The sequence below is a fragment of the Clostridium frigoris genome, assembly GCF_018861865.1.
Lineage (GTDB): Bacteria > Bacillota > Clostridia > Clostridiales > Clostridiaceae > Clostridium_AD > Clostridium_AD frigoris.
Genome location: NZ_JAHLDV010000093.1, coordinates 1 through 7,159 on the forward strand (window position 1 = coordinate 1; position 7,159 = coordinate 7,159).

Here is a 7,159-nt window from a genome sequence, read left to right on the forward strand (position 1 = left end):
TTGCTATGCCTATTTTTATTACTAACTGCTCTCTTAACACAAAAATTATAGTTCGATATTACTTCATACAAATTCAAGTTTTACATATTAGTTTCCGTGACTACTCAATCAAATAACTAATATCATTATTATAGTATTCGTAAATGTATTACTTTTATAACAAAAGTAACTGTTATATTAAACAAAATTAACGGCTTTTAATCTGTTTTTAATGTTATAGATATAATATATAAGAAGTGGAAAGGGGATAAACATTTTTATTAATAGCAGAAATGCTATCCTAGAATAGTACCTAATAAGAAAAAGGATGGAAATGATGAAAGAAATAAAAAATAAAAAAAGAACAAGCCTTAATGTTTTATTGTTTATAATATTTGAATTAGTGTTCACAACTATTACAGGCCCATTTATGGTTTATTATGGTCCATTTAAAAATGTGAAGAGTACAGTGGTAGGTGCAGAAATGACTACCTATACTTTACAATATCTAGCAACATCATTTTTATCAAATGATAAAATAAAACAAATTATGAGTGATCAGAAAATAGAAGTTATAGCGCAAAATAATTTAAATGGTGTAGATTCAGATGTAACAGTAAAAAATAAAAATGATAATGGTATTGAAAGATATGATGTTAAAGGTAAAAAGTTCAAAGGGTATTTACTAGAGATCAATGACCCGACTAGGTTAAAAATAGGTTATAGCAGTAATCTTGGAACAAAAGGGGAGCGTACTAGTGATATTGCAAAAAATAATAATGCACAAGCTGCAATTAATGGTGGCGCATTTATAGATAAAACTTCTGGAACTATTAAAACAGGAGTTGGAGCAAATCCAGCTGGAGTTATAATATCTAATGGAAAAATTGTTTATGACGATATTAAAGATGAAAATCAAAAGAGAGAATGTGTAGCATTTACTAAATTAGGTAAGCTCTTAGTCGGTTTTTATTCTCTTAACGAAATGAAAAAATCCGGAGTAACTGAGGCAGTATCATTTGGACCAGCAATTATAGTTAATGGTAAGAAAGCTATAAATACAGGTGATGGGGGTTGGGGAATTGCACCTAGAACATGTATTGCACAAAAGAAAGATGGGACGATATTATTATTAGTCATTGACGGTAGGGAGCTCTCTAGTATAGGAGCTACTTTAAGAGATGCACAAGACGTATTGTACAAAGCGGGGGCTTATAATGCTACTAATTTAGATGGTGGTTCTTCTTCTACAATGTTTTATAATGATAAAGTTATAAACAAGCCTTGTGGTAGTGAAGGCGAGAGAACTGTACCTTCAATTATATATGTAGAGAAAAGGTAAATGTGTGATAAATTATAAAAGAATATTTTAAAGTTAAAGGAGAAGCAATATGAAGTGGAAGAAAAAAATAAGCATTTGGATAGTAATATCTTTATCTTTGCAATGTTTAGGTTTTTTTTATATAAATCATTATTTTTTAGCTACTGATTCAACAGTAGTTATTAAAAAGGTCGTACAAGATGCAAGTAATAAAAATAAAAATATAGATAAATCTGTGCCAACAAATACTAAAAAATCTCTAAACAAGGGTGAGTGAAATTTATGATATTAATATTACAATCAATAATAATGGGTATAGTTGAAGGAATAACTGAGTTCCTTCCGATTTCGTCTACTGGACATATGATAATAGTTGGTCATTTTATAAACTTTACAGGTGACTTTGCTACCTTATTTGAAATTGTTATTCAGCTTGGAGCAATTCTTGCAATTGTAGTTCTTTACCGGGCTAAGTTGGTGCATTATTTAAAAAATCTAACTCCGGGCAAATCAGGTTTTAAAATGTTGATTAATGTTATTGTAGCATTTATGCCATCGGCAGTATTGGGACTTATATTACATAAGAAAATAGAGGCAACTTTGTTTGGACCTGTTCCTGTACTTGCCGCATTAATAGTTGGTGGTATTTTAATGATTTTGGTTGAAAACAAATTTAGAAGTAAAGATGTAATTGGAAATGTTGATAATATTATTTTACCTCAAGCTATACTTATAGGGTGCTTTCAATGTCTTGCCCTATGGCCTGGTATGTCAAGATCTGCTTCAACAATAATGGGAGCATGGATTGTTGGATTAAACAGCGTTGCAGCAGCTGAATTTTCATTTTTCCTTGCAATACCTACAATGATTGGAGCAACAGCTCTAACATTATTTAAAGCTAAAATGGCACTTACGGGTATTGAGGTAATGTCATTAATAACAGGGTTCGTTGTATCATTTATAGTAGCTATTGTAGTAGTAAATAAATTCATGGCTTTCCTAAAGAATAAGCGAATGAGAGTATTTGCTGTGTATAGAATATGTGTTGGTGTGTTTTTATTTGCACTTGTATTTATGAACGTTTTAAGATAATTGGTTCGTAATGGATCTCTTCACTTTTGTGGAGAGATTTTTTACTATCATAAATATAAAATTATTATTGTAAATTGATTGAATATATGGCACAATAGTGTAATGTGAACGCGATGTATATTATGTTTTATATATAGCAGTTAATTACAAATTATGAAATGAGATTTTGGGAACAGAGGAGGAAAATATGGGAACAAAGAATATATCAAGGAAAAAAAAGAAACATAAACTAAGAAATTTTACATTTTATCTAATTTTTGGATTAATATTTACAGGAGTGACCGCTCCATTAATTATATTCCATGGTCCATTTACTAATGTAAAAAAAACAATTGTAGATGCTGCAATGACTACACTTAGTCATCAATGGATTGCAAAGCTATTTTTGTCTGATGCAGAAATTCAAAAAATCCGGGATGAAGATACAGTGCAGGTTATGCAACAGGTCAATAATAATAGTATTAAATTTATTAGTAGTCATGACAATAGTATTGAAAGATATGATATCTCTAATGGAATAAAGTTTACAGGTTATCTTCTTATTATTAAAGATCCAACAAGAGTAAAAGTTGGTTACAGTAATAAACTAGGAACTCAAGGTGAACTAACAAGCCAGATAGCTCAAGACAATGGTGCAGTAGCTGCTATTAATGCTGGAGGATTTTCTGACTCATCATCAACTAATACGAAATGGACTGGTACGGGTGGAAAACCAACAGGCATTATAATGAGCAATGGAAAGATTAAATTTAATGATATAACAGATCCAGATAAAAAGGTTGATGTTACTGCAATTACAAAAGATGCACAACTTCTTGTAGGTCCTTATACCTTGAATGATTTGAAAAAGTTTTCTGTAACAGAAGCGGTTTCTTTTGGACCAGCACTTGTAGTTAATGGTCAGGAAACAATAAAGTCTGGAGATGGAGGGTGGGGAATTGCACCAAGGACCGCAATAGGACAGCGCAGTGATGGCGCTATAATATTACTGGCTATTGATGGAAGAACTACTAAAAGCCTAGGTGCATCACTTAGAGATGTACAAAATATAATGATTCAATATGGCGCATATAATGCATCTAATTTAGATGGTGGTTCATCAACTACAATGTATAATGATGGAAGTATCATTAATAAACCCTGCAACGCACTTGGCGAAAGGGCAGTTCCATCTGCTTTTATAGTTAATAATTAACAGATAGGAGAGTAAGTTATGAGTAATGTATTTAAAAAATTGAGATTATGCATTATAATTTCATTAATTGTACAGGGTGGTGGATTTTTCTATTTGAATAATTACCTTTTAACTTCAAGTACTACAGTTAAATCTCAAAAGGTAGGAGACTCAACGCGAAGTAATAAGACTTCTGTTTCAACGTTTAAAGTACCAAGTAACGCTACAACCATAAATATTTCCTATGATGCAAGTTATATTTCATATTACTTAAATAAAGAGTTATATGTTGTTAATACTAAAACATGTAAAAGCGTTAATATACCTTCATCTAATGGGGCCAAAATATCATTTTGTAAATGGCTTCCAGATAGAAATAGAATGCTTATTGTAGAAACATTAAACAGAAATCTATCATTATCATATTATGATGTTACTCAATCACAAAAAAGTAAAGTATCCGATATTTTGATGATTAGTTCAGCGTCTACTGTAAAGGATATTGAAGCATCACCTTTAACAAATGTAATTTATATAAAAGTTAAGAATGGTTATAAGTATTATTCTATATATTGGGTAAATATAATGAAATCAAGAAAAAAAGTTGTTACTAATTCTGAATACATAGGAAACATTCAAGTAATACCCCATGAAGACAAAATGGTGTACGAAGATTTAACAAATAGCAAGGTTTATGCAACTGGGCCAGATCATGCTTTGAACTTTGGTGATTCAACAAAATCATGCTTACTTGCAATAGATAATAATGATCAAGTTTATATTGGAAATATTAATAGTAATAATAAAATCGATAAGATACATTATGGTAAATTAGGCGGTAAATGGGAGCTATTTCTACTAAGTACACCAATAAGTAAAGATAAATTGTTTGTTACTGGTAGTGGGAAGGTTTATATAAATGATAAGATTAAATGTACGGTAACAGAACTAAAAACAAATAAAGAAACAATTTATAAAGGTAAATTTATTCAAGCATATAGCGACGGAATTGCATCGTTAAGTGATGGAAATTTAGTTGAAACACCGTTCAATTAAAATAATGAGCTTGGCCTATTAATAATTTGGAGGATATATTAATGATAAAGAAAATTATAATAAAAGTAGTAGTTTTTATATTTATATTTACGATATTATTAATAGGCTGTGCAAGGGATACGATCAATACAACGAATAGTGCAAAAGTAGATAATAGTGATATCCAATCTAAAATGTCTAAATATATAAAAAATTATTCAGCAAAGAATAAATTTAGTGGCACAGTTCTTATTGCGAAAGATAATGAGGTAATATTAGATAATGGATATGGAATGGCAGACAAGAATAATAAAATTGCTAATAAATCAAAAACAGTTTTTGAAATTGCGTCATTAACAAAACAATTTACGGCTACAGCAATTTTAATGTTACAAGAAAAGAAACTTTTAAGTGTGCAAGACACAGTTGACAAATATATTCCAGACTATCCAGAGGGAGATAAAATAAAAATATACAGTCTTCTTACTCACACCTCAGGAATTCCAGATTATAATCAACCGTCCAAAAAAGGAAAATATACTTATACACCATTGGAAATCATCGAGCTTTTTAAAAATAAACCACTCAAATTTGTGACTGGAACAAAGTACGAGTACAGTGGATCAAATTATATATTACTTGGATATATAATAGAAAAAGTGTCAGGTATGAAATATGAACAGTATGTAGAAAAAAACATATTTAAACCTTTAAAACTAAATAACACCGGATTTTTAAGCAATAAGAGGACTATAAAGAACAAAGCAATTGGATATTATCTATCTAAAAAACAGGACAAATATAAACCAGCATTTAATTCAGAAAGCTCAACACAATACTCTGCTGGAGGGATTTATTCAACAGTTAAGGATTTATATACCTGGGATAATGCTTTACTTGGAAAAAAATTAATTAATAAAAAATCATTAAATGATATGATTACTCCACGCCTACATAGTTATGGATATGGATTGATTATTACAAAAAAAGGTAATGGGGATAAAATGATTTGGGATAATGGAAGTATTTTAGGCTATTCATCATATATAGGGAAAAATATTAATAAAAATTATGTGATTATTATACTAAGTAATAAATACCCATACAATGTTATACCTATAGTTTCAGGATTATCAGATATCTTAGAAATGAAAAAGTAACTTACGTAATTAGTTATATGAATGATAACTTAAAAAAGTAAATTCAAAGGAGATATTAATGAACAAAAATAAGCGTATTATAATTTCAAGTGTAGTAGCTATATTTGTACTTGCTGGAGGCTTTGGTATATATAACATAGTAGAATCAAACAGGGTTAAAAAGAGCGTGAGTACACACGTAACTAGTATCTTACTGCCAACTGTTAAAGACTTCTACAAAGTGGGGGAGGCAGTAAAGATTAATGGTATATCTGTGAAAATTGATAAAATAGATACATCAAATGGAAATAAAGTTAGTAGGCCAGATGGAGGATTAGAATATGTTATTGCAACTATAACTGTTAAAAATGGAGGTAATAGTAAGATGAATTATGGCGATGATTTTCAGATTCAGGATGATAAAGGAAAAATTACGGATCCTATAGTAACAATGATAGATGCCAATCATACATTTGAAAGTGGTAATCTGGGACCTAAAGGAGAGTTTACAGGAACTATGACATTCTTAGCAGTAAAGGGTGCTAAAGGATTGAGTTTAAACTATAATTGGGACTTATTGAAACATAAGATAGTTCGTTTTAAAATAAATTAAAATTAAAAAAATAACCATACTAGATTATGGTTATAAATTTTTATGTTAGCATGATCTGAAAGTTGAATTTGTATATAAACAGTTTAACTTCTAATTATTTTTAAAATAGTAAAAAGCGCCAAGAGATACCGTTGGAGCTTTTTTATTTTTTGTAATATAACATAGATCATTTATAAATAACGGAATCTTCGAAATCAAGAGTTAAATGGTAAACAAATGAATAAGAATTAGCAATTTAAAAGATAATATATATTCTTAATGATCTTTTGAATTATAAAATCATAAATAAAATAATATGATAAACATGTTCGCAAGTGGGCATATCAATAATTGAGGGGTGATATAATATTGAAAAAAAATATGTAATTAAAGTAATATTTTTATTATTTACATTTATGCTAGTAGTGATAGGATTTGCAATATCCTCTTCGATTAATGATTCTAAAACAGATGTTCAATCTAAGCTGTCTAAATATATAGATAATTATTCTGTTAAAAATAAATTTAGTGGGACAATTCTTATTGCGAAAGATGATGAAGTCATATTAGACAAAGGATATGGAATGGCAGACTATAACAAAAATATTGTTGATAAACCGAAAACAGTTTTCGAAATTGCATCCTTAACGAAACAAGTTACGGCTACAGCTATTTTAATGTTACAAGAAAAGAAATTTTTGAGTGTTCAAGACACAATCCCTATGTGTTAAGATAGTTGTCGTAGAGAGAAATATAGTATATTATACAGTATAGGCTTTACGAAAGGGGAAAGATATCATGGTGAGTAAAATTGGGTATTCTGAAGA

Annotated in this window: 8 protein-coding genes; all 8 read left to right on the forward strand. The window is 29.4% G+C overall.

What is annotated here, in order from left to right; translation table 11 throughout:
- The first annotated feature begins 316 nt into the window (after positions 1-316).
- The 8 genes from KPL37_RS18700 (at position 317) to KPL37_RS18735 (ending at position 7,063) form a co-directional block, all read left to right on the forward strand.
- A complete protein-coding gene (locus KPL37_RS18700; protein ID WP_425514053.1) occupies positions 317-1,321 on the forward strand; it encodes a phosphodiester glycosidase family protein in 1,005 nt (334 codons plus the stop codon).
- A 49-nt stretch (positions 1,322-1,370) separates the two neighbouring features.
- On the forward strand, positions 1,371-1,577 hold the full coding sequence (locus KPL37_RS18705) for a hypothetical protein (protein ID WP_216151587.1): 207 nt from the start codon (positions 1,371-1,373) through the stop codon (positions 1,575-1,577).
- A 5-nt stretch (positions 1,578-1,582) separates the two neighbouring features.
- Positions 1,583-2,392, forward strand: coding sequence for an undecaprenyl-diphosphate phosphatase (locus KPL37_RS18710; protein WP_216151588.1), 810 nt, complete (start codon positions 1,583-1,585; stop codon positions 2,390-2,392).
- Between the two features lie 187 nt (positions 2,393-2,579).
- Positions 2,580-3,587 carry a phosphodiester glycosidase family protein gene (locus tag KPL37_RS18715; protein WP_216151589.1) on the forward strand — a complete coding sequence of 336 codons (1,008 nt, stop codon included), beginning with the start codon at positions 2,580-2,582 and terminating at the stop codon, positions 3,585-3,587.
- An 18-nt stretch (positions 3,588-3,605) separates the two neighbouring features.
- Positions 3,606-4,622 carry a hypothetical protein gene (locus KPL37_RS18720; protein WP_216151590.1) on the forward strand — a complete coding sequence of 339 codons (1,017 nt, stop codon included), beginning with the start codon at positions 3,606-3,608 and terminating at the stop codon, positions 4,620-4,622.
- A 41-nt stretch (positions 4,623-4,663) separates the two neighbouring features.
- Positions 4,664-5,761, forward strand: coding sequence for a serine hydrolase domain-containing protein (locus KPL37_RS18725; protein WP_216151591.1), 1,098 nt, complete (start codon positions 4,664-4,666; stop codon positions 5,759-5,761).
- A gap of 58 nt (positions 5,762-5,819) precedes the next feature.
- Positions 5,820-6,353, forward strand: coding sequence for a DUF4352 domain-containing protein (locus KPL37_RS18730; protein WP_216151592.1), 534 nt, complete (start codon positions 5,820-5,822; stop codon positions 6,351-6,353).
- 395 nt (positions 6,354-6,748) lie between these two features.
- Entirely contained in the window at positions 6,749-7,063 is a 315-nt protein-coding gene (locus KPL37_RS18735; RefSeq protein WP_216151593.1) for a serine hydrolase, read from the forward strand.
- The last annotated feature ends 96 nt before the right edge of the window (positions 7,064-7,159 follow it).